At 60.0% G+C, this 24,284-nt stretch carries 22 protein-coding genes; 6 read left to right on the top strand and 16 right to left on the bottom strand.

Translation table 11 applies throughout. The features are described from left to right. Positions 1-3: 3 nt before the first annotated feature. Positions 4-471 (bottom strand): hypothetical protein, encoded by a 468-nt coding sequence (locus tag ACYP2A_RS11490; protein WP_459745115.1) that lies wholly within the window; start codon positions 469-471, stop codon positions 4-6. Between the two features lie 283 nt (positions 472-754). Between ACYP2A_RS11490 and ACYP2A_RS11485 the strand changes: the two genes are divergently transcribed. After that, complete coding sequence (locus tag ACYP2A_RS11485; protein ID WP_459745114.1) at positions 755-997, top strand: DUF2789 domain-containing protein; 243 nt, start codon at positions 755-757, stop codon at positions 995-997. 54 nt (positions 998-1,051) lie between these two features. On the opposite strand, the gene ACYP2A_RS11480 is transcribed toward ACYP2A_RS11485, so the two are convergent. The 6 genes from ACYP2A_RS11480 to ACYP2A_RS11455 all read right to left on the bottom strand — a co-directional run bounded on the left by ACYP2A_RS11480 (position 1,052) and on the right by ACYP2A_RS11455 (position 9,277). Continuing rightward, positions 1,052-2,533, bottom strand: a complete 1,482-nt coding sequence (locus ACYP2A_RS11480) for a T6SS phospholipase effector Tle1-like catalytic domain-containing protein (protein WP_459745113.1) — start codon at positions 2,531-2,533, stop codon at positions 1,052-1,054. Positions 2,534-2,808: 275 nt separating this feature from the next. Continuing rightward, positions 2,809-4,029 (bottom strand): methyl-accepting chemotaxis protein, encoded by a 1,221-nt coding sequence (locus ACYP2A_RS11475; RefSeq protein WP_459745253.1) that lies wholly within the window; start codon positions 4,027-4,029, stop codon positions 2,809-2,811. 577 nt (positions 4,030-4,606) lie between these two features. Next, entirely contained in the window at positions 4,607-5,011 is a 405-nt protein-coding gene (locus tag ACYP2A_RS11470) for a TraR/DksA family transcriptional regulator (RefSeq protein WP_459745112.1), read from the bottom strand. Positions 5,012-5,271: 260 nt separating this feature from the next. Further along, entirely contained in the window at positions 5,272-6,894 is a 1,623-nt protein-coding gene (locus ACYP2A_RS11465) for a methyl-accepting chemotaxis protein (RefSeq protein ID WP_459745111.1), read from the bottom strand. A gap of 120 nt (positions 6,895-7,014) precedes the next feature. Then, entirely contained in the window at positions 7,015-7,953 is a 939-nt protein-coding gene (locus ACYP2A_RS11460; RefSeq protein ID WP_459745110.1) for a 2-hydroxyacid dehydrogenase, read from the bottom strand. A 52-nt stretch (positions 7,954-8,005) separates the two neighbouring features. Beyond that, a complete protein-coding gene (locus ACYP2A_RS11455; protein WP_459745109.1) occupies positions 8,006-9,277 on the bottom strand; it encodes a diguanylate cyclase domain-containing protein in 1,272 nt (423 codons plus the stop codon). Between the two features lie 167 nt (positions 9,278-9,444). Between ACYP2A_RS11455 and ACYP2A_RS11450 the strand changes: the two genes are divergently transcribed. Beyond that, entirely contained in the window at positions 9,445-10,590 is a 1,146-nt protein-coding gene (locus ACYP2A_RS11450) for a glycerophosphodiester phosphodiesterase (protein ID WP_459745108.1), read from the top strand. A 76-nt stretch (positions 10,591-10,666) separates the two neighbouring features. Then, positions 10,667-12,010: a CDP-diacylglycerol--serine O-phosphatidyltransferase gene (pssA, locus tag ACYP2A_RS11445; RefSeq protein WP_459745107.1), complete on the top strand. Its 1,344-nt coding sequence runs from the start codon at positions 10,667-10,669 to the stop codon at positions 12,008-12,010. A 6-nt stretch (positions 12,011-12,016) separates the two neighbouring features. Here the strand turns inward: pssA and nagZ are convergent, their stop codons facing one another. Then, entirely contained in the window at positions 12,017-13,015 is a 999-nt protein-coding gene (gene nagZ / locus ACYP2A_RS11440) for a beta-N-acetylhexosaminidase (RefSeq protein ID WP_459745252.1), read from the bottom strand. 87 nt (positions 13,016-13,102) lie between these two features. Beyond that, complete coding sequence (locus ACYP2A_RS11435) at positions 13,103-13,828, bottom strand: TetR/AcrR family transcriptional regulator (protein ID WP_459745106.1); 726 nt, start codon at positions 13,826-13,828, stop codon at positions 13,103-13,105. A gap of 230 nt (positions 13,829-14,058) precedes the next feature. On the opposite strand from ACYP2A_RS11435, the gene lexA reads away from it, so the two are divergent. Beyond that, positions 14,059-14,670, top strand: a complete 612-nt coding sequence (gene lexA, locus ACYP2A_RS11430; protein WP_459745105.1) for a transcriptional repressor LexA — start codon at positions 14,059-14,061, stop codon at positions 14,668-14,670. 14 nt (positions 14,671-14,684) lie between these two features. Further along, the gene (gene sulA, locus ACYP2A_RS11425; protein ID WP_459745104.1) at positions 14,685-15,155 is read left to right on the top strand and encodes an SOS-induced cell division inhibitor SulA; all 471 of its coding nucleotides are present in this window, start codon (positions 14,685-14,687) and stop codon (positions 15,153-15,155) included. 18 nt (positions 15,156-15,173) lie between these two features. Here the strand turns inward: sulA and ACYP2A_RS11420 are convergent, their stop codons facing one another. The 7 genes from ACYP2A_RS11420 to ACYP2A_RS11390 form a co-directional block, all read right to left on the bottom strand. Beyond that, positions 15,174-15,410 (bottom strand): hypothetical protein, encoded by a 237-nt coding sequence (locus ACYP2A_RS11420; protein WP_459745103.1) that lies wholly within the window; start codon positions 15,408-15,410, stop codon positions 15,174-15,176. 209 nt (positions 15,411-15,619) lie between these two features. Further along, positions 15,620-16,141 (bottom strand): DUF6586 family protein, encoded by a 522-nt coding sequence (locus tag ACYP2A_RS11415; protein ID WP_459745102.1) that lies wholly within the window; start codon positions 16,139-16,141, stop codon positions 15,620-15,622. Positions 16,142-16,219: 78 nt separating this feature from the next. Next, entirely contained in the window at positions 16,220-18,832 is a 2,613-nt protein-coding gene (topA, locus tag ACYP2A_RS11410) for a type I DNA topoisomerase (RefSeq protein ID WP_459745101.1), read from the bottom strand. A gap of 213 nt (positions 18,833-19,045) precedes the next feature. Next, positions 19,046-19,282: a DUF1653 domain-containing protein gene (locus ACYP2A_RS11405; RefSeq protein ID WP_459745100.1), complete on the bottom strand. Its 237-nt coding sequence runs from the start codon at positions 19,280-19,282 to the stop codon at positions 19,046-19,048. Between the two features lie 120 nt (positions 19,283-19,402). Continuing rightward, entirely contained in the window at positions 19,403-20,578 is a 1,176-nt protein-coding gene (gene fadA, locus ACYP2A_RS11400) for an acetyl-CoA C-acyltransferase FadA (RefSeq protein WP_459745099.1), read from the bottom strand. Positions 20,579-20,582: 4 nt separating this feature from the next. Continuing rightward, positions 20,583-22,739, bottom strand: coding sequence for a fatty acid oxidation complex subunit alpha FadB (gene fadB, locus ACYP2A_RS11395; RefSeq protein ID WP_459745098.1), 2,157 nt, complete (start codon positions 22,737-22,739; stop codon positions 20,583-20,585). A gap of 551 nt (positions 22,740-23,290) precedes the next feature. Continuing rightward, positions 23,291-23,731 carry a hypothetical protein gene (locus ACYP2A_RS11390; protein WP_459745097.1) on the bottom strand — a complete coding sequence of 147 codons (441 nt, stop codon included), beginning with the start codon at positions 23,729-23,731 and terminating at the stop codon, positions 23,291-23,293. A 138-nt stretch (positions 23,732-23,869) separates the two neighbouring features. Here ACYP2A_RS11390 and ACYP2A_RS11385 point away from each other — a divergent pair. Next, the coding region (locus ACYP2A_RS11385) for a universal stress protein (protein WP_459745096.1) at positions 23,870-24,284 on the top strand (415 nt) is incomplete at its 3' end.

The following is a 24,284-nucleotide window of genomic DNA, read 5'->3' as shown; positions in this document are numbered from 1 at the left end:
GCCTCACTCGCTGGCGCGGAAGGTCAACTCGCCTTTGCGCCACTTGGCGGCCTTGCCGACGGCGGCCTTGAGCACTTTCGACAGGCCGGTCTGCACTTGCTCATTGGCCGCAAACACCAACAGCACACCGTGCCCTTGCTTGAACACAATGCCGCGCCCCTCGGGCACTTCGACAAAGGCATATTCGCCCAGTCCGTAAATCGTCACTTTAATATCGCGAAAACGCAGCTCGAACTTGCCACCTTCACGGCTGGGCAATACGGCTGCCCGAAAATGATCGCCCACCTTGAGTTCCAGGCGCGGCTTGTCGTCGACCACCAGATTGCTTTCAGTGTCGATCTCGGCCATGTAAACGCCATCGGGCGATTGCTCGGCGATATAAACGAAGCGTGATTGAAATTGCTTTACCAACTTTGCACGAAGATCACCGAGCACGAATAAAGCGTGCGTATCCAGGTTACTTACAGCCAAAGTACAAACCCTCACCAAATGAAAATGGACCGGCCGGATAGAACCCACCAGCCAACGATGTTGTTATCACTCCTGATGCGCGACGGCTGAAACTCCTGGTCGAGGCCATGGCCTCTGATGATACCGGCGGCGATTCTACCGACTCCGTGAAGCAATGACATCCTGAGCCTGCAGGCAGTTCATAGCAATTGGCTACTCTGCAACCGGACGGCAGATAGATCGAACTCCCGCAGGCCCCTGCGCTCCGATAATCAACAGCCACTGCACCACCTGAGGAAATCACATGGAACCGGGCAATCACAGCTTGAAAGACCTGTTTGATCAATTAGGCCTTGAGTCGGATGAGGCGAGCATAGATGAGTTCGTTGAAAAACATCGGTTACCCAATGAAACCAAACTGATCGATGCCGAATTCTGGACCCCGCAGCAGGCAAAATTTCTTCAGGAAGAATTGCGCTTCGACGCGGAATGGGCACCTGTCGTCGATGAACTGAACGAGCGCCTGCACGAAAAGCCCACCTCTTGATCCTGTGGCCGGCATCGTGTGGCGATGCCGGCCAGATCAGTTTCAACCCAGCGCTCAATGCGGATAACCCGCTTGTGCCACATTGGCGTGTACCGTCCTTCCCCCAGGCTGGGGTGCATGAACGAACAGGCCCTTGCCCAGACTGCCGAGCGTTCCGACAATCGGATTCCAGTGCGCTGAATGATGAATATAGTGCCAGCGCAGCAGGCGCTCCTGCTCAGTCGTCAGGGCAACAGTTTCACCACGCGCCTGTGCCAGCAGCCGCTGTGCGATATCTGCAAGCTCCGGTACCAGCCCGAGCTCATCGATTGTCTCGATCGGTACTAACGGTACCCCCTCATCACACGCCAGTGCATGCATGATGCGCAGATACACACGAGACAAATGCCCCGACACCGGGCGGCGCAAACAGACCGCGACCATCACCAGTCGACCGCCAAACCCGCTGCCGCACCCCGAGCGCGACACCTGAGTACCCTCTACGCCCAGCCAGGCATCGGGGTCCTGCGGATCGATCCATTCATCGCGGTCCATGGCCAGCATCTCATCCGAGGCTTGCTGCCAGGCGGCACAGTCCTCAAACGCCACGTCACGGCCGATCACACTGGTGCGCGGCCGGGTAATCAGCACGTCTTCGAGCATGTGCGCCGGGTAGCCGCCGCCAATATCCGAGTGTGCGCCGGGCAGCAAGATCTCGCGCGACCACACGGGTGCGATGCTGTTGAGGGCAAAGTTGCGCCGTGATTCATCGCGAGCCACCAGGTGCAATACCTGCTGGGCACATTCGGGCGGCAGGTAAAGGTTGACCCGACGATTATTGGCATCGCGCAGATTGCCCAGGTCGCGCAGGCTGCCAACGGCCGTCACGGTATCGAACAGGCCGACCACCTTGACCCGCACACTGCCGCGTGCCCAGGAAAAGTCAGCGCTCAGGCTCTGTTTCAGGCTGGCCAGCAACGGTTGCAGATCGCCCTTGGCCTGCTTGAGCACTTCATTGACCAAATGCCGGGCAGAAGCCGCGCCACGACTGAAGCCAAAGACATCCAGCTCCAGGGCATCAATGACGCAATCGGGGTTATCAACGGCAAATGCCTTGAGCCCGGCACCGAGCTTGTCCAGCGCACGCTCGACCTTGGCCAGCACGCCGGTATTGCCGCGCCCGAAACTCAGACCCGGCCACAATGAATCGCGCCCGCCGGAATGAGTGCCGACACCGCTGACATACAGCGGCCAACTCGCGCGCCATATACCGCTGTCCAGGCAGGCCACTTTTTGCTCGCGGTACAACTCGGATAACCAGGCGATATTACTGAAATCATTGCTGTAACTGCTGTCGGCACGCGCATGGCGCCCGCCGCATTCACGACTGTGCCCAGCCTCGCCGCTGGCCATGGTCGCCCTGCACTCGCTGCCGATCCGGGTGTTGATCCGGTTATTACCGGTGCCGTCGAAAAACAGGCCGACTCGCACGATCACCCGTCTTTGTAAGGTTTCAGGGGTCGCAGAACCGGCCCTGTTATGCTCTTTCTTGCTCATCCTTATCCATCCCTAGATGCCGTAAACTCCAGACTATTGATAAGCGCTGTCAAGGCGCTTTATAAACAGCTTGCTCAACCGAAGACGACAGTCAATAGGCGATGGATATTTCAGACTTTTCCTACAGCGCAGGAAATATTATATAAACTCACTTTTAAAAAGCCATGAATGCCTATAACACCCACTAATCAACATGTTATAGCGATCCGGCGTAACTTTTGGCAAACATTGTACACATTGCCTTGTAGTCCCAATGCCTTATAGCCATCAGTGGCTTACACCTGCTCTGGCCGATACCCCAGACGCAAACCACCCCAATGCCGACCCTTGACCATCACGGGCACCGACAGGTCGTGCATCAATTCGCCGGTATCGCGGGTGTAGGTCTGCAGCAGCACCGGCTGTTGGTGGCTGCCGCAACGAATACCGGTGCGGTCGTCGAACTTGCGCTTGCTGCGGTTGTGGGCGGTGTCGATGACAGGGTCGCCGGTCAACGGCTGGTTGAACGCGTTGTTATGCGTGGGCACGTAGCCCTGCTGGGTGCAGGCAATGGCGAACACCAGGCCTTCGTGGCGCTTGAGCAACGGTTCCTGAATCTCGGGCAAGACCTGATCGGTGTAGCGGTCAAAACGGGTATTGAAGCGTGGCGGCACGGTATTGGCGATTGGCTGATAGTGGCGATCGAAAAGATCGTCGAGACTGACCCGACCTTGCTCGATATCGGCCTCAAAGCGCGCACTCATCTGCCGCGCGCCTTCGCGGGCCAGGTCATAAATACGCTGGTGATAATCGTCCAGCCCCACTTCGGCCAGACGCTGGCTGATGGTTTCGGCCTGGCCCTCCATCTGCACGGCGGCCTGGGCCAGGTGCCGGGTCTGCTGGTCACTGACCGCAAGATCGCCGCGCATCTGCTCCACTGCCACGAACAGGCTGGCCAGTTGCTCCTGGTTGATTTGCGCACCCTGGGCAATCTCGCCGACCTGGCTTTCGACGCCGACGGCCAGCCGGGCGATCTGTTCAAGGTGGGAGCCTGTGTCTTCGACCTGTTGCACGCCGCTGTTCAGGTCGTCGGTGAGCGAACGAATCTGCTCGACCACCTGAGCGGTACGCTGCTGGATATCGGCAACCATCTGCCCGACCTCATCAGTGGCGCTGGCGGTACGCTTGGCCAGGTTGCGCACTTCATCGGCGACCACTGCAAAGCCACGCCCGTGCTCACCGGCCCGCGCCGCTTCGATGGCGGCATTGAGCGCCAGCAGGTTGGTCTGGCTGGCAATCGACTGAATGACCTGGGCCACACGCTGAATTTCTTCGCTGCGCTGGCTCAACGCTTCGATCACCTGACGGCTGTCGACCGCGCTCCTGCTCAGGCGGTGCATGCGCTCGATGGACTCGACCAGCACGCTGCGCCCCGCCTCGCTGCTTTGGCGTGCCCGGCTGGCGGCCGACAGCGCCTGCTGACTCAGCTGGGCGGTTTGTTGCTCGGTGGCGATCATCACTTCGGCATTGCCGACCACCTGTTCGGCCGCCTGAAGCTGCGACTGAACCCTGGCCGACAACTGTCGCACGGAAAAGGCTACGCTGGCGGCCGACAAGGCGTTATGGCTGGTGGTAAACGACAGGTCGCGGGTCAATTGCGAGATATCGCCGTCATTCGCCTCGAGGGGAGTGGTCACAGGCTTGCGCGCCGCCAGGCGCGGCCACCAGATCAGCGCCAGTGCCAAGGGCACAGCCAGCCAGATCGCCAGACCTGCCAGAGCGACAGCGGCCAGTAACAAGCCGATGCCCAGGCTCTGGCCAAGCGCAACCCAATGCATGAAAGATGAAACTGAAGCCTGCGCGCCGGACATTGCCAGCTTCCCTGCAGACGATACGCTGTCGGTCATGATCCCTAACCCCTGCTGATATTTTTTTTATCAGGGGCATTTAACGCCAGCTAGCAGCTATTTGCTATCAGCCATTGGCCGTACACGGGCATCAACCGTCGACAAATTTCAGGCACAACAAAACCGGGAGGCAATTGCTTGCCTCCCGGTCGGAGTACCGCACACCGCCTGACGCGCTCTACAAAAATCAGACCTGGCGCTGGTGCCGGTCGATCTGCTCGTGGCGCTCTTGCGCTTCGATGCAGTAGCGGGTGGTCGGGCTGATCAGCAGGCGCTTGAGGCCGATAGGCTCGCCACTGTCGTCGCACCAGCCAAAGCTGTCTTCGGTAATGCGCGTCAGGGCCATTTCCAGTTGTGGCAGCATGCGCTGGTCACGGTCGATGGAATTCACCAGCCAGTGACGCTCTTCTTCGACGGAAGCTGCATCGGCAGGGTCCGCCGGGGTGTCCAGGCTCTCGATAGCGATACGGCTCTTCTCGATGCGCTCGTGGATGTCGACTTTCATGGACTGCAACAGCTTGACGAAGAAAGCTTGCTGCTCGGCGTTCATGTAGTCATCGGCCGGCATGGCCAGCAACTGTTCCTTTGTCATTGATTTCTCTAATAAAAAACGTGCATTTAGCCGGTAAGGAGAGTGCTTGCCGCGAGCGTTTCAAGCGCCCTGGCTGTCAGGCGCTGCCGCGCACTCTATTCACGAGGGGCGGCAGTCTAAGGCCGCCTTCAAGACTCGGCAACCCACCGCAGGCCTGAATATCGAACAATTACGGCAAAAACCCGAATAAACAAAGGGTTTTTGCCGTTGCCAAACCGGGAGGCACGCCTCAGACCCGATTAAGGCAATGCGGTTCCCGCTTATAAATGAAAACGCCCCAGCATCTCTTGCAAAGCGCCCACCGTACCGCGCAAGGCATTGACCGAGCGCCCGGTTTCGCTGGACGCCTCGGAGGTTTTCACCGACAGATCACGAATATTGACCAGATTGCGGTCGATTTCACGCGCCACCTGGGCCTGTTCTTCGGCGGCACTGGCGATCACCAGATTACGCTCATGAATGGCGACGATGGCCAGGTTGATCTCTTCCAGCGCCTGGCCGGTGGCTTGCGCACTTTGCAGCGTGTCATCCACCTGGCGAGTGCCGCCCTGCATGGCTTGCACGGCCTGCTGCGTGCCGTTCTGGATGGTCGAGACCATCTGCTCGATTTCCAGGGTCGAGGCCTGGGTGCGCCCGGCCAGTGCCCGAACTTCATCGGCAACCACCGCAAAGCCACGCCCGGCATCACCGGCCCGCGCCGCCTCGATGGCAGCATTGAGCGCCAGCAGGTTGGTCTGCTCGGCAATGGCACGAATCACATCCAGCACCTTGCCGATTTTTTGCGACTCCTGAGCCAGCTCGCCGATGTTGGTGGACGCTTGCTGCATGCCCTCGCCCAGCGTACGAATAGTCGACAGGGTGTGCTGCACCTGCCGATTGCCGCGCTCGGCAATGCGTTGCGAGTCATCGGAGACCTGCGAGGTGGACACCGCATTGCTGGCCACCTCTTCCACCGCGGCGGTCATCTCGTTGACCGCCGTGGCGGCCTGTTCGATCTCGTCGTGCTGCTGCGCCGTTTCGCTCAGGCTGCGCTGGGTAATCTGGCCGACGTCATTGCTCGACTGGCCCAATTGCACGGCAGTCTGGTTGATCAGGCCCAAGGCCTCACGCAGATTGTGCTGCATACGCGCCAGCGCTTCGATCAGTTGCGCCGGCTCGTCCTTGCCTTGCGCCTGCAAGCGATGGGTGAGATCGCCGTCGGCCACCGCGCGGGCCAGATCGATGGCCTCACGCAGCGGCCTGACGATACTGCGGATCAAACCCCAGGCCAGCACGCAGGTCAGCACCAATGCCAGGCCGAGCACCAGCGCAGACCACAGCCGGGTGCTCTCGTAACGCTCGGTGGCCTGGGTATTGGACGCTGCGCTTTCTTCGATATTGATCCGCAGCAGCTCGGAAAACAGCTCGCCGGTCTTGTTCGAGGCATCCTGAATGCCGCCATTGAGCAGGTTGCGCATCTCGTCCAGGCGGTTCTGGCTGGACAGGTTGCGGTATTCGTCGAGCAGACGCCGGTAGTTGCCCAGCGTGGTCAGCATGTCGTTGAACGCGGGCTTGCCCTGCTCGGTCACGACCTTCTGGTAATTCTGCATCGAGGTGTCCAGTTGCCCGATCAGCACCTCAAGACGCGCCAGGGTCGGGGTCAGCACCGCAGGTTCGCGATTGAGCATCATGCGCAGGGTAATGACCCGGATCCCCAACTGGTTATCGCGAATCTGCGCCAGCGAACGGCTACCAGCCAGGGTGACCTCTTCGGTATGCACCAGCGCACTGCGGATACTTGAAGCATTGTGCATACCGAACAGGCCGAGAAATACGACCAGGGCAGCGATAAGACCGAAACTCAGGCACGCCCGGGTAGCGATGCTCATGTGGTTGAGGCGCATGGCAGATCCTTGTGAAGCACAGAGGGAAGATGCCTTTATTATCGGGAGCGGCTGACCGGGCTTTAACAGGAGATGACTGTATAAAGGCGGTTTTGTGCGAACACCGCCCAGTACTGCAATTTAACGGGACGACACCGGCGTCAGCACCGGCAAGCCTGCGAACAACGCCAGCAGGTTGTCGGCCACCAGGCGCACCGAGTCATGCGACGCCTCCGGCGAAAGCCCGGCGACATGCGGGGTCAGCACCACGTTATCGAGGATCTTGAAGGCATCGGGCACCGAGGGCTCGTCATCGAACACATCCAGCGCCGCACCGGCAATGCTGCGCGCCTGCAAGGCATCGAGCAGCGCCGCGGTATCGACCACGCTGGCGCGGGCGATATTCACCACATAACCCTGCGCCCCGAGCGCCTTGAGCACTTCGGCATCGACCAGATGCCGGGTATCGGCGCCACCCGGCGTGGCCAGCAACAGGAAATCGGAGTCTCGGGCCAGTTCCAGCACCGAGGCGTACCAGGCGTATTCGCAGTCCTGGCGCGGGCGGCGGTTGTGGTAGCCGATACGGATATCGAAGGCCGCGGCGCGCCGGGCAATCGCCAGCCCCACCGCACCCAGACCGACAATGCCCAGGCGTTTGCCGGCCAGTGACGGGCACATTGCCTTGCGCCACTCGCTGCGGCGCACTGAGGCATCAGCTTGCGGGATGTCGCGCACCACGGCCAGCAACAAGGCCAACGCATGGTCGGCCACGGTCGGCGCATTGACCCCGGCACCATTGGTGACCTGGATACCACGTGCTTCGGCGGCCGGAACATCGACCTTTTCATAACCGGCACCGCTGACACAGATAATGCGCAGCTTTGGCAAAGCGTCCATTTCTTCGGCAAAGAAACCCAACGGCCCACGGGTCACCACCGCCTCGATCTCATCGGCATGCCGGGCGATGGTGTCGGCGCGCAGGGCGGCGGTCGGTGCGCGCAGCAAGCGAAACCCGCTGTCTTCCAGAATCGGCAGGTATTCGTTGAGGTTTTCGACCAGCACCAGCACTGTCGTTGTCATGGGGAGTTGTCCTTATGCCCTGAGAAAACGCCGACAATACCACTGATGCTGATCAGCCTTGGCGCTTGGCGCGGTACATCGCCTGATCGGCATGGCGGAACAACTGCGCAAGGTCAGTGGCGTCTTGCGGATAGCGGGCAATGCCGATGCTCGAAGAAATAGTCCAGCGCCGCCCCTCCAGTTGCATCGGCACTTGCAGGGCGCTCTGAATGGTCTGCGCCACGCGTGCGGCATCGGTGTCGGCCTGCACCCGCTCCAGCAACACCACAAACTCGTCGCCGCCGATACGCGCCACCGTATCGCTGCTGCGCACGCTGGCCTTGAGACGCCTGGCGACTTCTTGCAGCAGTGCATCGCCGGCAGCATGGCCGAGGGTATCGTTGACCTGCTTGAACTTGTCGAGGTCCAGATACAGCACCGCCAGTTTGTCGCCATGGCGCTGCGCATGCTCGACCGCGCCTTGCAGGCGCTCCTGTAGCAGCATGCGGTTGGCCAGGCCGGTGAGCTGGTCGTAGCGCGCCATCGATTGCAGCCGCTCGTGCAACTGATTGCGCTCGATAGCTGCCGCCACCTGACCGGAAACGAACTGCAGCAGCGCCTGATCGTGCGCGGTGTAGGCCGGACTCTCAGGCGTACCCTTGACCATCAGTGCACCGATGATGCCGCCGGCCGTCTGCAAAGGAACACCCAGCCAGGCCGGCGTTTGATCGGCACCGGACAACGACGGCTCACCGCTGCGCACCACTTCATAAGCCAACGCCTGAACACTGGAATGATCGTCCTGCTCATCGACGTGATAGGCGAACGTCAACACATCGCGGCGCGGCCCATACAACGAAATCGACAGGTTGCGCGCCGGCAGCAGAGCCTCCAGCACCTGATGGATACGCTGAAACAGGCACGGCAGCTCATCACAGCCATTGGCCGCTTCGGAAATCTGCAACAGGCTCACACGCAAGTTATCGGCGCGCTTCAATTCGGTGATGTCGCGGGCCACGGCAATGCGCAAGTGATCGACCTCCGACCAGCGCGCCGACCACATGATGTGCACCACCTGACCGTTCTTGTGCAGGTAGCGGTTCTCGAAATGCAGCTTGGGCTGGCCCGACATTATTTCCCGCGCGGCCGCCACTGTGCGCTGGCGATCGTCGGGATGAACCAGACGCAACATTTGGGTACCAATCAGTTCCTGGGGGGTATAACCGAAGATGCGCTCGCACGCGGCGCTGACGTAGACATAGCGTCCCTCTGTGTCTACTACGCAGATCGCGTCCATGAGCATATCGACGAAACCTTCCAGAGCCCGGCAAGCGTTGTTTTCCATAGGACATACCTGGGAAAGTGGGACGTTCACGCGCTCGACTCATTTGCCACACAAACTGAGCGGGCACGATACTGCCCATCATGGTTCTACTATTGCATGCATTGAAGGCTTCAGGCCATCACCGCTTGCCGGATAGCATCATTTTTACACTGAAAGGAAACCTGGATATGCATGGATTTTTAGCACGTAGTTTGCCATTGGCTAGGCACCTGCTTACACCGGTCCTGGCCGGCCTGATGCTGGCCGCCAACCCTGCCATTGCCAGCGAGCCGACCGGCAAGGCCTTGAGTGAAAAAGCCGGCATCCCGTGGCCTGCAGTGATTGCGCATCGGGGTGCATCGTTCGACGCTCCCGAAGAAACCGTGCCGGCCTATGTGTTGGCCCGCGATCTGGGCGCCGACTATCTTGAGCTGGACCTGCAGCGTACCAAGGACGGCGTATTGATCGCCCTGCACGACGACAACCTGCGACGCACCACCAACGTTGCCGAGGTATTTGCCACTCGCGCCGATGAGCCGGTCAACCGCTTTACCCTGGCCGAACTCAAACAGCTCGACGCCGGCAGTTGGTTCAACAAGGCTTACCCGGAGCGCGCTCGCAACGGTTACGCCGGCTTGAAGATCCTGACCCTGGATGAGGTGATCGACATCGCCGAGGGCGGCGCGAACAAGCCCGGGCTGTACATCGAAACCAAGGCGCCCGGCCAGTTTCCGGGCATCGAGGCCGACCTGAAAAAGGCACTGGATAAACGCGGCTGGCTCAGCGAACGACCTGCGGCGGCAGCCGGCAAGGTCAATGTCGCGCACCTGCCAGGCCGGGTGGTGTTGCAAACGTTCGAGAAAAACAGCCTGCAATTGCTGCACAAGGAAATGCCGCAGGTGCCCAAAGTATTGCTGCTGTGGATTGGCAAGGGCTCGATCCCCCCCAAGTCCGACGTCGAGTTCAAGGACTCGGGGTTCAAGGACAGGGCCAGTTACTATGGCGCCCAGGAGGTCAGGTCCGAGGCCGACTTCAAGGCCTGGATCGACTGGGCCAAGGCCAACGGCGCCATCGGCACCGGCCCTTCTGCGCGGCTTGCCCAAGGCGGCAGTCAAAGCTATGCAGACCTGGTCAAACCGTGGATGAACCGCCTGACGCATGAACAAGGCTTGATCATTCATCCTTATACCGTGGACGATGCGGTGGACTTCAAGACCATTGGCGACGCCGATGTCGACGGCTTCTTCACCAACCGACCGGCCGAGCTGCTGCACTTCTACCAGCGCCCTGGCGGCGAAGGCAGTGACGCGCTTCTCAAGCGCCACGGTTATTGAACATGGGCGGGCACCTGTTGTGGTGCCCAATCTGGTGTAAGCTCGCAAGCTGTTGCGCACACCCCACGAGAGGCTTATGCAGTCCCCCTTCAGACGCTCGACCCTGGACACGCTTCGCGGTTTTGTCTTGCAAGACCAGGCAATCACCCTGATCCCTGACGCCGCCAACTACCGTCAACGCCTGCTGGAGCAGATCGCCTCGGCCACCCGGCGCATCTATATCATCGCCCTGTACCTGCAACAGGATGAAGCCGGGCAGGAAGTGCTCGATGCCCTGTATGCGGCCAAACAGGCGCGCCCGCACCTGGATATCCGCGTACTGGTCGACTGGTTTCGCGCCCAGCGCGGGCTGATCGGCGCTGGCCGCCAGCCTGGCAACAGTGCCTGGTATCAAGCGCAGCATCTGGAATACGAGCAAGAGGTGCCGATCTATGGCGTGCCGGTGCAAACCCGCGAGCTGTTCGGCGTGCTGCACCTCAAGGGCAGCGTGATCGACGACAACGTGCTGTACACCGGCGCGAGCATCAACAATGTCTATTTGCACAAACAGGACAAGTACCGGCTTGATCGCTACCACCTGATCCACAGTCCGGCACTGGCCGACAGCTTTGTCGATCTGGTGCAGCGCGAAATCATCGACTCGCCTGCCGTACACCGCCTCGACCTGCCGCAACCACCCAGTTCGCGCAGCCTGCGCGGCGAGATTCGTGCGTTTCGCGGGCAGCTCAAGCGGGCGGCCTATGACACCTCAACGGGCGTTGCCGACAATGGCGAACTGCGCATCACCCCGCTGCTGGGGGTCGGACCGCGCAATACCCTCAACCGCACGATCTGCGAACTGATTGCCAGCAGCGAAAGCCAGCTGACGATCTGCACCCCGTATTTCAACCTGCCAGTGGCCGTGACGCGCGAAATCAATCGGGCGCTCAAGCGTGGGGTCAAGGTCGATATCATTATTGGCGACAAGACTGCCAACGACTTTTTCATTCCACCGCAAGAGCCGTTCAAGGTCATTTCGGCACTGCCATACCTGTACGAGATCAGCCTGCGTCGCTTTGCCCGCAAGCATCAGGCCGCCATCGCTCGCCAGCGCCTGAACGTGCACCTGTGGAAAGACGGCGACAACACCTTCCACCTCAAGGGCCTGTGGATCGATCAGCGCTACACCTTGCTGACCGGCAATAACCTCAACCCGCGAGCATTCAACCTTGATCTGGAAAATGCCCTGCTCATCGACGACCCGCAGGGCAAATGGAGCGAAACCCGCACAGCAGAAATTGCCCAACTGATGCAACACACTCAGCGGGTCGGCAACTTCGAAGAGTTGCAGACCCTGGCCGATTACCCTGAAGGTGTGCACAAATTCCTGCGTCGGGTCAGTCGGGTACGCATTGAGCGATTGCTGTACCGGATTCTTTAAGCCGGATCAGTCGATCAACTGCGCTGCGCGCAAGGCCTGCAGCGCCTCCAGCCAGCGCGGCTGCTGACGGTAATCGGTGGCGGCATGGGCTTGGCCGCGCATGCGCGCCAAGCGTGGCGACGGCTTTACCTTCAAGCGTTGTGCGGCGCCCAGAGCCAGCTCTGCGGCACCGCGGTCGTTGCACACCAGCCCCATGTCGCACCCGGCGCCGAGCGCCGCTTCAATGCGACTGGCTGCATCGCCGACCACATGGGCACCGGCCATGGAAAGGTCATCGCTGAAAATAACCCCATCGAACTGCAACTCGCCGCGCAGAATGTCTTGCAACCAGCGCCGCGAGAAGCCGGCCGGCTGAGCGTCGACCTGCGGGTAAATGACATGCGCCGGCATCACCGCCGCCAGTTGCTGGCTCAGGCGGGCGAAAGGCACCAGGTCCTGGGCACGAATGCTCTCAAGCGTACGCTCGTCGGTAGGGATGGCCACGTGTGAATCGGCTTCGGCCCAACCGTGCCCCGGAAAGTGCTTGCCGGTAGCCGCCATGCCCGCCTCGTTCATGCCCTGGATAAACGCACCGGCCAATTGCGCGGCACGCTCCGGGTCGCCTTCGAAGGCACGGGTGCCGACCACTGCACTGCGCTGGTGGTCAAGGTCCAGCACCGGAGCAAAGCTCAGGTCCAGGCCCACCGCCAGCACTTCGGCCGCCATCAGCCAGCCGCAATGGCGGGCCAGTGCTGGCGCTTCAGGGCACTCGGCAATCGAGCGCATCGCCGGCAAGCGGGTGAAGCCCTGGCGCAAGCGCTGCACGCGCCCGCCCTCCTGATCGACCGCCAGCAGCAGGTCGGGACGAATCGCACGAATCGACGCACACAGCTCACGCACCTGACGCGGGTGCTCGATATTGCGTGCAAAGATAATCAGGCCACCCACTTCGGGATGGCGCAGGAAATTGCGGTCTTCAGCGGTCAGCCAGGTACCGGCGACGTCGACCATCAAGGAGCCTTGCAGGCCAGAACTCATAAGAAACCTTCATACCATTGCCGTGGATCAGGGCGGCATGGTGCTTGATCCTGAGGCCTGGCGCAATGCAGGCGCTCAGGCCTTGGCGGCGCCTGCCGAGCTGGTAGCGGCGATAGTGGACTTGAGGCGCGGCTTGAGCTGGGCGGCGATCATCGTCGAATCGGTCAGCCCGCTGTCGGCACGCATGCCGGCTGCCAGGAACGGCACCATCAGGCGCATGACCTGCTCGATCGAGGTGTGTACGCCAAAATCGTTTTCGGCAATGGCGCGCAACGCCTTGATACCCGACATGCTGAACGCGGCAGCGCCGAGCATGAAGTGCACACGCCAGAATAGCTCGATGGGCGGGATTCGCGGCGCGGCCTCATTGACCAGCACCATGTAGCGACGAAATACCTTGCCGTAGGTGTCTTCCATATAGCGGCGCAGGTGCCCCTGACTCTGACTGAAGGCCAGGCCCAGCAGACGCATGAAGATCGAAAGGTCGTTACCGCTGCGCGGCTGCACGGCCATGGCCTGCTCGACGAGGATTTCGAGTAGTTCTTCAAGGCTCGGTTTGTGCTCGGGGCGGGTCTGGCGGCGCTCCAGCTCACGGTCGAGACTGGCACAGAATGGCCCGAGAAAACGCGAGAACACGGCCTGAATCAGAGCCTTCTTGGAGCCGAAATGGTAGTTCACGGCCGCCAGGTTGACCGACGCCTTGCTGGTGATCAGCCGCAGCGAAGTCTCGGCAAAGCCGCGCTCGGCAAACAATTGCTCGGCAGCATCAAGAATACGTTCAACGGTTTCCGACTGGGCCATGGCTCTCTGCCTGACAAAACAATCGTTTGAAACATACGTTTCAGGGAGGTAGGTTGTCAAGTAAGCGGTTCATTTTGTGGCCGAACAGTCACGTATTCAAGCGGGTCCGACCAGCGTGTTGCCGCACGTTATATAGACGGCCATCTGGCGAAAAAATAAACAGGATGATTGCCAAGACGCCTTCACTGTATATAATCCCAGTCACTGTACAAGAATCCAGAGCGCCCATCATGATCAAACTGACGCCACGCCAGGCCGAAATCCTGGGCTTCATCAAGCAATGCCTCGAAGACAACGGCTACCCGCCTACCCGTGCGGAAATCGCCCAGAAGCTGGGCTTCAAGTCACCCAACGCCGCCGAAGAGCATCTCAAGGCACTGGCTCGCAAGGGGGCCATCGAGATGACTCCCGGTGCTTCACGGGGTATACGCATCCCAGGCTTCGAAGCCCGCTCCGACGACAACAACAGCCTGCCGGTCATCGGCCGGGTCGCTGCGGGCGCACCTATCCTCGCCCAGCAGCACATTGAAGAGTCGTGCAACATCAACCCGGCCTTTTTCCACCCCAGCGCCAATTACCTGCTGCGTGTCCACGGCATGAGCATGAAGAACGTCGGCATTCTCGACGGCGATCTGCTGGCCGTGCACACCACACGTGAAGCGCGTAACGGGCAGATTGTCGTTGCACGTATCGGTGATGAAGTCACGGTCAAGCGCTTCAAGCGTGAAGGCAGCAAGGTCTGGCTGATTGCCGAGAACCCCGATTTCGCCCCTATCGAAATCGACCTCAAAGAGCAGGAGCTGGTCATCGAAGGCTTGAGCGTCGGCGTGATTCGCCGCTAAGGGAGAACATCACCATGCAGTTCCAATCGGCCCCCAATACCCAATTACACCTGTTCGAGGCGTTCCTGGCGCAGCCTATGCCAACGCCCTTTCAGCAGTTGCCGGTAGCGCTCCAGGAGCCTGCCCAGGAAGTATTCAGCGAATTATCGTTGCGTGGTGCGGCCGGGAACTGCCTGAATCTGTTGGCACCGGTGCTCAGGGAATTGAGCCAGGAGCCAAACGCACGCTGGCTGACTCTGGTCGCACCGCCGGCCAGCCTGACCCAAGCCTGGCTGCGCGATGCAGGATTGAATCGAGAGCGGATTCTGTTGTTGCAGCCCAGTGGCAACCAGAGCACGTTGCAACTGGCCCGCGAAGTCTTGCGCCTGGGGCACAGCCACACGGTGGTGAGCTGGTTCAATCCACTCAGCCCGGCGGCACGTCAGCAATTGACGGCTGCCGCACGCATCGGTGATGCGCAGAGCCTGAATATCCGATTGGGCTGAAGATGATGAAGCAGGGTCTCAATGCAGAACGCGAGGCCCATCTTCTTCTTTCTCCAGCACGCCTTCTGCGAGGCGTCCTGCCATCTGCACGCCTACGCTCAACATGGCCTTGGCGACTTCCACATGCTGACCTTGCAAGAAGACCTTGGCGTCCTCGGAAAAATTCAGAGTGACCAGTGAACCTTCGTCATCGGCGCGGCGCAGCTCGATGCGGCCATCAGGAAGTTCGACAATTTCAAGAAAAGAAGTAGGCATCAGTACAAATACTCCGCGAAAGGCGGACAGTGTAACAGTCCGCACCGTCGCTTACATCACAGGTTTCAGGGTGCCTCTAAAAACGTTGGCGAGGCAGTCAGCGCAAGGCAAAAACAGGCGAGGAAGCGGAGTCTACAGGTTGTAAATGAGCATTCCGAGCCTGTTTTTAACGCAGCGATGGCAACGCAGGTAGTTTTTAGAGGCGCCCTTCAGAACTCGTTCAGGCCTTCGCGAAACCGCACGGCCAGTAATTTAAGCGATTGTCGCCAGCTTTCCAGCTCGTCACGACTCAGTTCCGGCTCAGGCTCATGGTCCAGATTGACCGCCACGATCATCGGCTGAGTGACATCACCCTTGGGCTTGGCAACTTCGCGTGGCGGCTCGAACAACGCACCATAGGCCGCCAATAACCGGGCTACCCAGGTGTGGGAGTTCTGCGCCAGCTCTATCAGCTCGCCCAGCTCAGGAATTGCCACGCTTTCCAGCACCTGCGGGGTCAGCAACTGCTCGGCACGCGGCGCATTGGCCTGGGGCAAGCGATAGTAACCGGCGATTTCATGGCACAAACCCAGCAGCGCACCATATAAATGAAACAGCACCGCCTCACGACCTGCCTGGACTTGCGCCTGGGCATTGATGGCCTGACCTTGTTCGGCCTTGCCCAATGCTTCGAGGGCCAGGCCCGCGAAGTAGATTTTCTGGTTGGTACGGGTGTAACGCTCTTGAGCCATGCTGCTACCTCCCCTGAGTCACAAATGACCGGCACTGACCAGGCCCCTGCCTGAACCCTCAGGCAAGGGCTGAGCCGATCAACGCTTGTCTTCGACCTTCCACGCCTTGCCGTCGTAGAACGCACGCCAGCCAGTGGGTTTGCCTTCTACCTCGGTCTGCACATATTGCTCTTTGGTCTTGCGGCTGTAACGCACAACCGCCGGACGGCCTTCGGCGTCCTTTGCCGGTGCATCGCACAGGAAGTGGTACTTGGGATCGATCTCTTCACGGTGCGGCTGCAGCTCGATTACCAGCGGTGCGCGGGTTTCACGGTTTTTCGGAAACTGGCTGGCAGCCAGGAACAACCCGGAGGCACCGTCGCGCAGGATGTAGGTGTCATCGACCTTTTCGCACTTGAGCTCCGGCATCTTCACCGGGTCCATTTTCGGCGGGGCCGCCTCACCGCTCTTGAGCAACTTGCGGGTGTTCTTGCAGTCAGGATTGGTGCAACCGAAGAACTTGCCGAACCGGCCGGTCTTGAGCTGCATCTCGCTGCCGCACTTGTCGCATTCAAGGCTCGGACCTTCGTAGCCCTTGATGCGATAAGTGCCCTCTTCGATCTCGTAGCCGGTGCAATCGGGGTTATTACCACAGATGTGCAGCTTGTGCTTTTCATCGAGCAGGTAAGCGTCCATCGCCGTGCTGCAGATCGGGCAGCGATGCTTGCCACGCAGTACACGAGATTCCGATTCGCCCTCGTCGTCCTCGGCAATTTCGTCGCCGGGCGTGAGGTTGATGGTCGCCTTGCAGCGCTCCTTGGGCGGCAGGCTGTAGCCCGAGCAGCCGAGGAACACGCCGGTAGACGCTGTACGGATCTGCATCGGACGCCCGCAGGTCTTGCACGGAATATCGGTCATGACCGGCTGGTTGGCGCGCATGCCGCCTTCAGCCGCTTCGGCGACTTCGAGCTTTTTGCGGAAATCACCGTAGAACTCGTCCAGCACATTTTTCCAGTCGCGCTCGCCTTGCGCCACATCGTCGAGGTTCTCTTCCATGCCGGCAGTGAAGCCGTAGTCCATCAGGTTGGAGAAACTCTCGGCCAGGCGCTCGGTAACGATGTCGCCCATTTTCTCTGAATAGAAACGGCGGTTATGCAAGGCAACATAGCCACGGTCCTGGATCGTGGAAATGATCGCCGCATAGGTCGAAGGACGACCGATACCGCGCTTTTCCATCTCTTTGACCAGGCTGGCTTCGGAGAAGCGTGCAGGCGGCTTGGTGAAATGCTGGCTTGGCTCCAGCGCCAGCAGCTCAAGCGCTTCGCCCTCGGCCATGTCGGGCAGCACGCTGTCGTCGCCCGGTTTGGCGATCTGCGGCAGCACCTTGGTGTAACCGTCGAACTTGAGGATGCGGCCCTTGGCGCGCAGCTCGTAATCGCTGGCACTGACGCTGACCGTGGTCGACAGGTACTGCGCCGGTGGCATCTGGCAGGCCACGAACTGGCGCCAGATCAACTCGTAGAGGCGCTCTGCGTCGCGCTCCATGCCGGTCAGCTTGCTCGGATGGGTATTGACATCCGAAGGGCGGATCGCCTCGTGCGCCTCCTGAGCGCCTTCTTTGCTGCTGTAGACGATCGGCGCCTCGGGCAGGTACTTCTTGCCGAATTCACTCTGGATGAAGCTGCGCGCCATCTCGACCGCATCGGCCGACAGGTTGGTCGAGTCGGTACGCATGTACGTGATGTAGCCGGCCTCGTACAGACGCTGGGCCATCATCATGGTCTTCTTCACGCCGAACCCCAGACGGTTGCTCGCAGCCTGCTGCAGGGTCGAGGTGATGAACGGCGCCGACGGCTTGCTGCTGGTCGGCTTGTCTTCACGCTTGACGATGCTGTAGCTGGAGGCCTTGAGGGCGGCGAGCGCGGCAGTGGCCTGGGCTTCATTCAGCGGCTTGAACGCTTCACCCTTGTGGCGGGCAACCTCGAAGCGCACCTGGGCACCTTTGGCGGTGCCGAGATTGGCGTGCACTTCCCAGTATTCTTCAGGATTGAACGCACGAATCTCACGCTCACGCTCGACCACCAGCTTCACGGCGACCGACTGTACGCGACCGGCAGACAGGCCACGGGCAACTTTTTGCCACAACAGCGGCGAGACCATGTAACCCACGACGCGGTCGAGGAAGCGACGTGCCTGCTGGGCATTGACGCGGTCAATGTCCAGCTCGCCCGGCTGGGAGAAGGCTTCCTGAATGGCTTTCTTGGTGATCTCGTTGAAGACCACGCGCTTGAAGCGATCGTCGTCGCCGCCGATGGCTTCGCGCAGGTGCCAGGCAATGGCTTCCCCTTCGCGGTCCAAGTCCGTTGCCAGGTAGATGGTGTCGGCATCCTTGGCCAGCTTGCGCAGCTCTTCGATGACCTTTTCCTTGCCCGGCAGGATCTCGTACTGGGCTTTCCAGCCCTGATCCGGGTCGACGCCCATGCGCGCCACCAGTTGACGGCGGGCCTTTTCCTTCGGACTCAGGGCCGGCGCATCGCCTGCAGCAGCCTTGCCACGCTTGGCAGCCGGCTCTTTGCTGGCACTGGCCGAACCGCTGGTGGGCAAGTCACGGATATGGCCGATACTCGACTTCACCACGTACTGGTTGCCCAAATACTTGTTGATGGTCTTGGCCTTAGCCGGGGATTCCACGATGACCAGCGATTTGCCCATGGATCAGTAAATTCCTGAAAAACGAAAAATGAAATACAGACGCGAACCTGTAAAGGCACCGCTATATATAGTGGCTACAAGGTGAGGTCAAGCACGGGACTGTGCCGCAAAAGCGTTGCCGGGTCGATCACCTGATGCACAAAACCAGCCTTGGCTCGCGCTTTACGCCCATAAAATGGCGACTTTCAAGACAGCCTCATGCGCCCTTTTGACTCACGGCCTCGAGAAAAGACTTTCCTCGGCCTGGACCAAAGCAAAGCGCGGCACAGGCTTGCCGTCAACCTCGACTGTCTCTTCAAACATTGTCAGCGGCCTTACCCACATGCCGTAGTCACCGTACAACGCCTGGTAGAAAACCACGTACTCCTCCGTCTCCGAATGGCGTGCAACGCTGAACACCCGGTATTCGGGGCCTTTGTAGTGGCGATAAAGACCTGGTTGCAACTGCATGGTGCTGTCCTTGAAAAACGGGGCATACACGCCCCTGAAAAAACGTATCCGGAAAATACAGTCTCTGGAAAATACAAAAGCCGGGGCACAAGGCCCCGGCCGGTGTCGGACACGTAAAAATCAGACGCGTTCGAACACTGTAGAGATACCTTGTCCCAGACCGATACACATGGTCGCCACGCCCAGACGGCCCTCACGCTGCTTCATGACATTGAGCAACGTGCCCGAGATCCGCGCACCGGAGCAACCGAAAGGATGCCCCAGAGCAATGGCGCCGCCGTGCAGGTTAACCTTCTCGTTCATCTTGTCGAGCACCTTCAGGTCCTTGAGCACTGGCAGGGCCTGTGCAGCAAAGGCTTCGTTAAGCTCGAAATAGTCGATATCGGCCACCGACAGACCGGCGCGCTTGAGGGCTTTTTGCGTCGCCGGTACTGGACCATAGCCCATGATGGCCGGATCGACACCTGCCACCGCCATCGAGCGGATGACCGCCAACGGCTCAAGACCCAGGTCTTTGGCGCGCTGGGCAGACATCACGATCATGCACGAGGCACCGTCGGTGATCTGCGAACTGGTGCCGGCAGTGACGGTGCCGCCCTTGGGGTTGAACGCCGGCTTGAGCGCAGCGAGGCCTTCAAGGGTGGTATCCGGACGAATGGTTTCGTCCTCGTGGAACATCTTGAGGAAACCGTCTTCGTCATAGCCCTGCATCGGGATGATCTCGTCCTTGAAGCGCCCCTCGACAGTGGCCTTGTGGGCCAACTGATGAGAACGCAGGGCGAAGGCATCCTGTTGTTCGCGGGTAATGCCGTGCATCTTGCCCAGCAGCTCGGCGGTCAGGCCCATCATGCCCGAGGCCTTGGCAGCATGCAGCGACAGGTGCGGGTTGGGGTCGACGCCGTGCATCATGCCGACATGGCCCATGTGCTCGACGCCGCCGACCACGAACACGTCGCCGTTGCCGGTCATGATCGCTTGCGCTGCGGTGTGCAGTGCACTCATCGACGAGCCGCACAGGCGGCTGACGGTCTGTGCAGCAGCCGTATGCGGGATCTGGGTCAGCAAGGACGCCATGCGGGCGATGTTCCAGCCCTGCTCCAGGGTCTGGTTGACGCAGCCCCAGATCACGTCCTCGACTTCGCCCGGATCGACCTTGGCGTTACGCTCCAGCAGCTTGCTGATCAGGTGCGCCGACATGTCTTCGGCGCGGGTGTTGCGGTGCATGCCGCCTTTGGAGCGGCCCATGGGCGTGCGACCGAAGTCGACAATCACCACGTCTCTCGGATTCAGGCTCATAGGTTCACTCCTTGGCGCCGAAGAAGCTCTGGCCGTTACGGGCCATTTCACGCAGCTTCGCGGTCGGTTCATACAGGGCACCCAGCTCGGCATAGCGATCGGCCAGGGCGACGAATTCGGCAACGCCGACGGAATCGATGTAGCGCAGCGCACCACCACGGAACGGAGGGAAACCGATACCGTAGATCAGGCCCATGTCGGCCTCGGCAGCCGTTTCGACGATGCCGTCTTCAAGGCAGCGTACGGTCTCCAGGCACAGCGGAATCATCATCCAGTTGATGATGTCATCGTCGCTCAGCTCACGCTGCTCGTAGATGACCGGCTTGAGGACATCGAGTACGGTGGCATCGGTGACCTTTTTCGGCTTGCCCTTCTTGTCGGTTTCGTAGGCGTAGAAGCCCTTGCCGTTCTTCTGCCCCAGGCGCTTGGCCTCGTAAAGGGCATCGATGGCCGAGCGACGATCGTCCTTCATGCGGTCCGGGAAACCTTCGGCCATGACATCGCGGCCATGGTGGCCAGTGTCGATGCCGACCACGTCCATCAGGTAGGCCGGGCCCATCGGCCAGCCGAATTTTTCCATGACCTTGTCGATGCGCACAAAATCCACACCGGCACTGACCAGACGGGCAAAGCCGCCGAAATACGGGAACAGTACGCGATTGACCAGAAAGCCCGGGCAGTCGTTGACGACGATCGGGTTCTTGCCCATTTTGCGGGCATAGGCAACGGTGGTGGCGATCGCCTCTTCGCTGGATTTTTCACCGCGAATGACTTCGACCAGCGGCATCATGTGCACCGGGTTGAAGAAGTGCATGCCGACGAAATTTTCCGGGCGCTTGAGCGCCTGGGCCAGCAGGCTGATGGAAATCGTCGACGTGTTGGACGCCAGAATGGTGTTTTCACCCACCTGCGCTTCAACCTCGGCCAGTACGGCCTGTTTGACCTTGGGGTTTTCCACCACCGCCTCGACCACCAGGTCGACATGGCCGAAATCGCCATACGACAGGGTCGGACGAATGGTATTGAGCGCCTCGGCCATCTTGGCCGGGGTCAGGCGACCTTTTTCAACGCGGTTGCCAAGCAGCTTGGCCGCTTCGCTCAAACCAAGTTCAATGGCTTCTTCGCGGATATCCTTCATCAGGATCGGCGTGCCCTTGACCGCCGACTGGTAGGCAATGCCGCCGCCCATGATGCCGGCGCCGAGCACGGCAGCCTGTTTGACTTCACGCGCCTGGGCGTCATAGGCCTTGGCCTTGCGCTTGAGCTCCTGATCGTTGAGGAACAGGCCGATCAGGCTTTGTGCCGCCGAGGTCTTGGCCATTTTGGCAAAACCTGCAGCTTCCACTTCCAGCGCCTTGTCACGACCGAAGCTGGCCGCCTTCTGGATGGTCTTGATCGCTTCGACCGGGGCCGGATAGTTCGGGCCCGCCTGGCCTGCAACAAAACCCTTGGCCGTCTCGAAGGCCATCATCTGTTCGATGGCATTGAGTTTGAGCTTGTCGAGCTTGGGCTGGCGCCTGGCCTTGTGATCGAACTCGCCGGCAATCGCACGCTTGACCAGGTCAAGGGCGGCCGCCTGGAGCTTGCCGGGCTCGACCACGGCATCGACCGCACCGACTTTCAGCGCATCTTCAGCGCCGTTTTCCTTGCCGGAGGCAATCCACTCGATGGCGTTATCGGCACCGATCAGGCGTGGCAGGCGCACCGTACCGCCAAAACCGGGGTAAATACCCAGCTTGACTTCGGGCAGGCCGATCTTCGCAGCACTGGACATGACGCGATAATCCGCTGCCAGACACATCTCCAGACCGCCACCCAGGGCGATGCCGTTGATTGCCACGACGGTAGGCACCTCAAGGTCTTCAAAGTCACTGAAGATACGATTGGCCTGCAGGTTACCGGCTACCAGATCGGCATCGGGCAGCTTGAAGTTCTCGACGAACTCGGTGATGTCGGCACCGACGATGAACACGTCCTTGCCACTGGTAACGATCACGCCCTTGACCGACGCATCGGCCTTGAGAGTGTCGACCGCCTGCCGCAACTCGTTGAGGGTAAGGCGGTTGAACTTGTTGACGGACTCACCCTTGAGATCGAAATTCAATTCGACGATGCCACTTTCAAGAGCCTTAAGCGTGATGGCTTTACCTTCGTAAATCATCAACTGATCTCCACGATATGGAAGCTGAACAATACACGCCGGACATGAAAGCCCGACGAGACTACGACGTCGCCGTCAATGAACACGCCAAATCAAAGGCAAACCCGCCGACGTGGTAGTCAGGATTCTGTCAGAGCCGTCTGACACCAAACGATCATTTCATACGCCCGTTTGATTTGGGTCACACACCTTCATCCAAAACCGGACAATTGTCAATTCACGGAAAAAACCTGCGAAACCGGGTCGGCACTGACGCTTTTCTATCGGCAAAATCTGCACGCGCAGGCTCAAACCCGCGCCACAGATTGCGACGACAATGCAAAGTATGGGTCAAAGTACGTCCGCTGCCGTGCACCGTGGCGGATCACAAACAGAAATATTGAAGAAAAAAAGCGACAAAAAAGAGCAAAGCAGCTAGAGTTCTGCCCATTGCTTCAAGCATGAAAATTTTCGGTTTTACGGCATTGCACCGTCAAACCCCATGGAATTACCGGCCTGCCTGGCCACACCCCAAGCCCGATGTTGTTATCGGGCTTTTTTATGCGCGTCGTTCAGACCGATAGCGCCTTGAGCGCCTCGTTAATATTGCGCAACACTTCTTCATCGCCACGCTCCCCCCAGTACAGGGCGACCATTTGCGTGTCGGCCTCGACCTTGTAGACATCCGCTGGCAACGCCCTGAAATGGTTCATCAACCGTTCGTCCACGCAGGGCTCGCGCCAACGGTTGACCCACGCCCCAGGCTCTGTCTGCCAGTAGGCCCAGCAGACCGTCTGCCCCTCGGAACGCGGGCGATGGTACTGCGCGCAGGAGCCCGGCGGCTCGCGCAACAGCCAGTGCGGCCACTCCTCGCGACTCAACTGCATGCCCAGCCCCAGGCGCCGTGCTTCAAGGCGCAGAGCCATTCTGCCGCTCTGCCGACGCGAGGGCATCATCCACACCAAAGGGCTCAACATCACACAAATGATTGACAGAATGATCCAGCCCGTCATATTTCTTGCCCCCGCCTTACCCAGGCACTACAAAAACAGCCACTACAAAAATCATTAAAACGCCGGCCCACAACGGCCTGCCCAGAAGGGCGCGAAAGGGTCATACTGGTCTCATGCAATGTTCCGGAGGATACCCTCATGCCGTATCAACACATTCTGGTCGCCATTGACCTCACCGATGAGTGCGATCCGGTGATCCGTCGCGCTCGCGAGATTGCCCTGGCCAGCGACGCCAAGCTGTCGACCGTGCATATCGTCGAGCCGATGGCCATGGCATTCGGCGGCGATGTACCGATGGACCTGTCGCAACTGCAACAGCAGCAGATCGACCAGGCCAAGGAAAAGCTCGAGAAAATCAAAATCAAGTACCCGCAGATCCAGGCCGGCGAAAGCCATCTGGTCTACGGCCAACCGCGTCAGGAAATCCACGAACTGGCCAAGAAGCAGAACTGCGACCTGATCGTGGTCGGCAGCCACGGCCGCCATGGCCTGGCGCTGCTGTTGGGTTCGACTGCCAACGATGTGTTGCACGGTGCGCCCTGCGATGTGCTGG

The sequence above is a fragment of the Pseudomonas sp. 3A(2025) genome, from assembly GCF_054589175.1.
This window is presented reverse-complemented; position numbering and strand designations above follow the sequence as displayed.

Coding starts and splice junctions, on each gene's coding strand:
- ACYP2A_RS11390 (WP_459745097.1), bottom strand. CDS start 23,731: ATGACGGGCTGGATCATTCTGTCAATCATTTGTGTGATGTTGAGCCCT.
- ACYP2A_RS11415 (WP_459745102.1), bottom strand. CDS start 16,141: ATGGCTCAAGAGCGTTACACCCGTACCAACCAGAAAATCTACTTCGCG.
- ACYP2A_RS11405 (WP_459745100.1), bottom strand. CDS start 19,282: ATGCAGTTGCAACCAGGTCTTTATCGCCACTACAAAGGCCCCGAATAC.
- ACYP2A_RS11435 (WP_459745106.1), bottom strand. CDS start 13,828: ATGGCCCAGTCGGAAACCGTTGAACGTATTCTTGATGCTGCCGAGCAA.
- pssA (WP_459745107.1), top strand. CDS start 10,667: ATGCAGTCCCCCTTCAGACGCTCGACCCTGGACACGCTTCGCGGTTTT.
- topA (WP_459745101.1), bottom strand. CDS start 18,832: ATGGGCAAATCGCTGGTCATCGTGGAATCCCCGGCTAAGGCCAAGACC.
- ACYP2A_RS11455 (WP_459745109.1), bottom strand. CDS start 9,277: ATGGAAAACAACGCTTGCCGGGCTCTGGAAGGTTTCGTCGATATGCTC.
- fadA (WP_459745099.1), bottom strand. CDS start 20,578: ATGAGCCTGAATCCGAGAGACGTGGTGATTGTCGACTTCGGTCGCACG.
- lexA (WP_459745105.1), top strand. CDS start 14,059: ATGATCAAACTGACGCCACGCCAGGCCGAAATCCTGGGCTTCATCAAG.
- ACYP2A_RS11485 (WP_459745114.1), top strand. CDS start 755: ATGGAACCGGGCAATCACAGCTTGAAAGACCTGTTTGATCAATTAGGC.
- ACYP2A_RS11450 (WP_459745108.1), top strand. CDS start 9,445: ATGCATGGATTTTTAGCACGTAGTTTGCCATTGGCTAGGCACCTGCTT.
- ACYP2A_RS11475 (WP_459745253.1), bottom strand. CDS start 4,029: ATGATCGCCACCGAGCAACAAACCGCCCAGCTGAGTCAGCAGGCGCTG.
- ACYP2A_RS11420 (WP_459745103.1), bottom strand. CDS start 15,410: ATGCCTACTTCTTTTCTTGAAATTGTCGAACTTCCTGATGGCCGCATC.
- sulA (WP_459745104.1), top strand. CDS start 14,685: ATGCAGTTCCAATCGGCCCCCAATACCCAATTACACCTGTTCGAGGCG.
- ACYP2A_RS11480 (WP_459745113.1), bottom strand. CDS start 2,533: ATGAGCAAGAAAGAGCATAACAGGGCCGGTTCTGCGACCCCTGAAACC.
- fadB (WP_459745098.1), bottom strand. CDS start 22,739: ATGATTTACGAAGGTAAAGCCATCACGCTTAAGGCTCTTGAAAGTGGC.
- ACYP2A_RS11460 (WP_459745110.1), bottom strand. CDS start 7,953: ATGACAACGACAGTGCTGGTGCTGGTCGAAAACCTCAACGAATACCTG.
- ACYP2A_RS11470 (WP_459745112.1), bottom strand. CDS start 5,011: ATGACAAAGGAACAGTTGCTGGCCATGCCGGCCGATGACTACATGAAC.
- ACYP2A_RS11465 (WP_459745111.1), bottom strand. CDS start 6,894: ATGCGCCTCAACCACATGAGCATCGCTACCCGGGCGTGCCTGAGTTTC.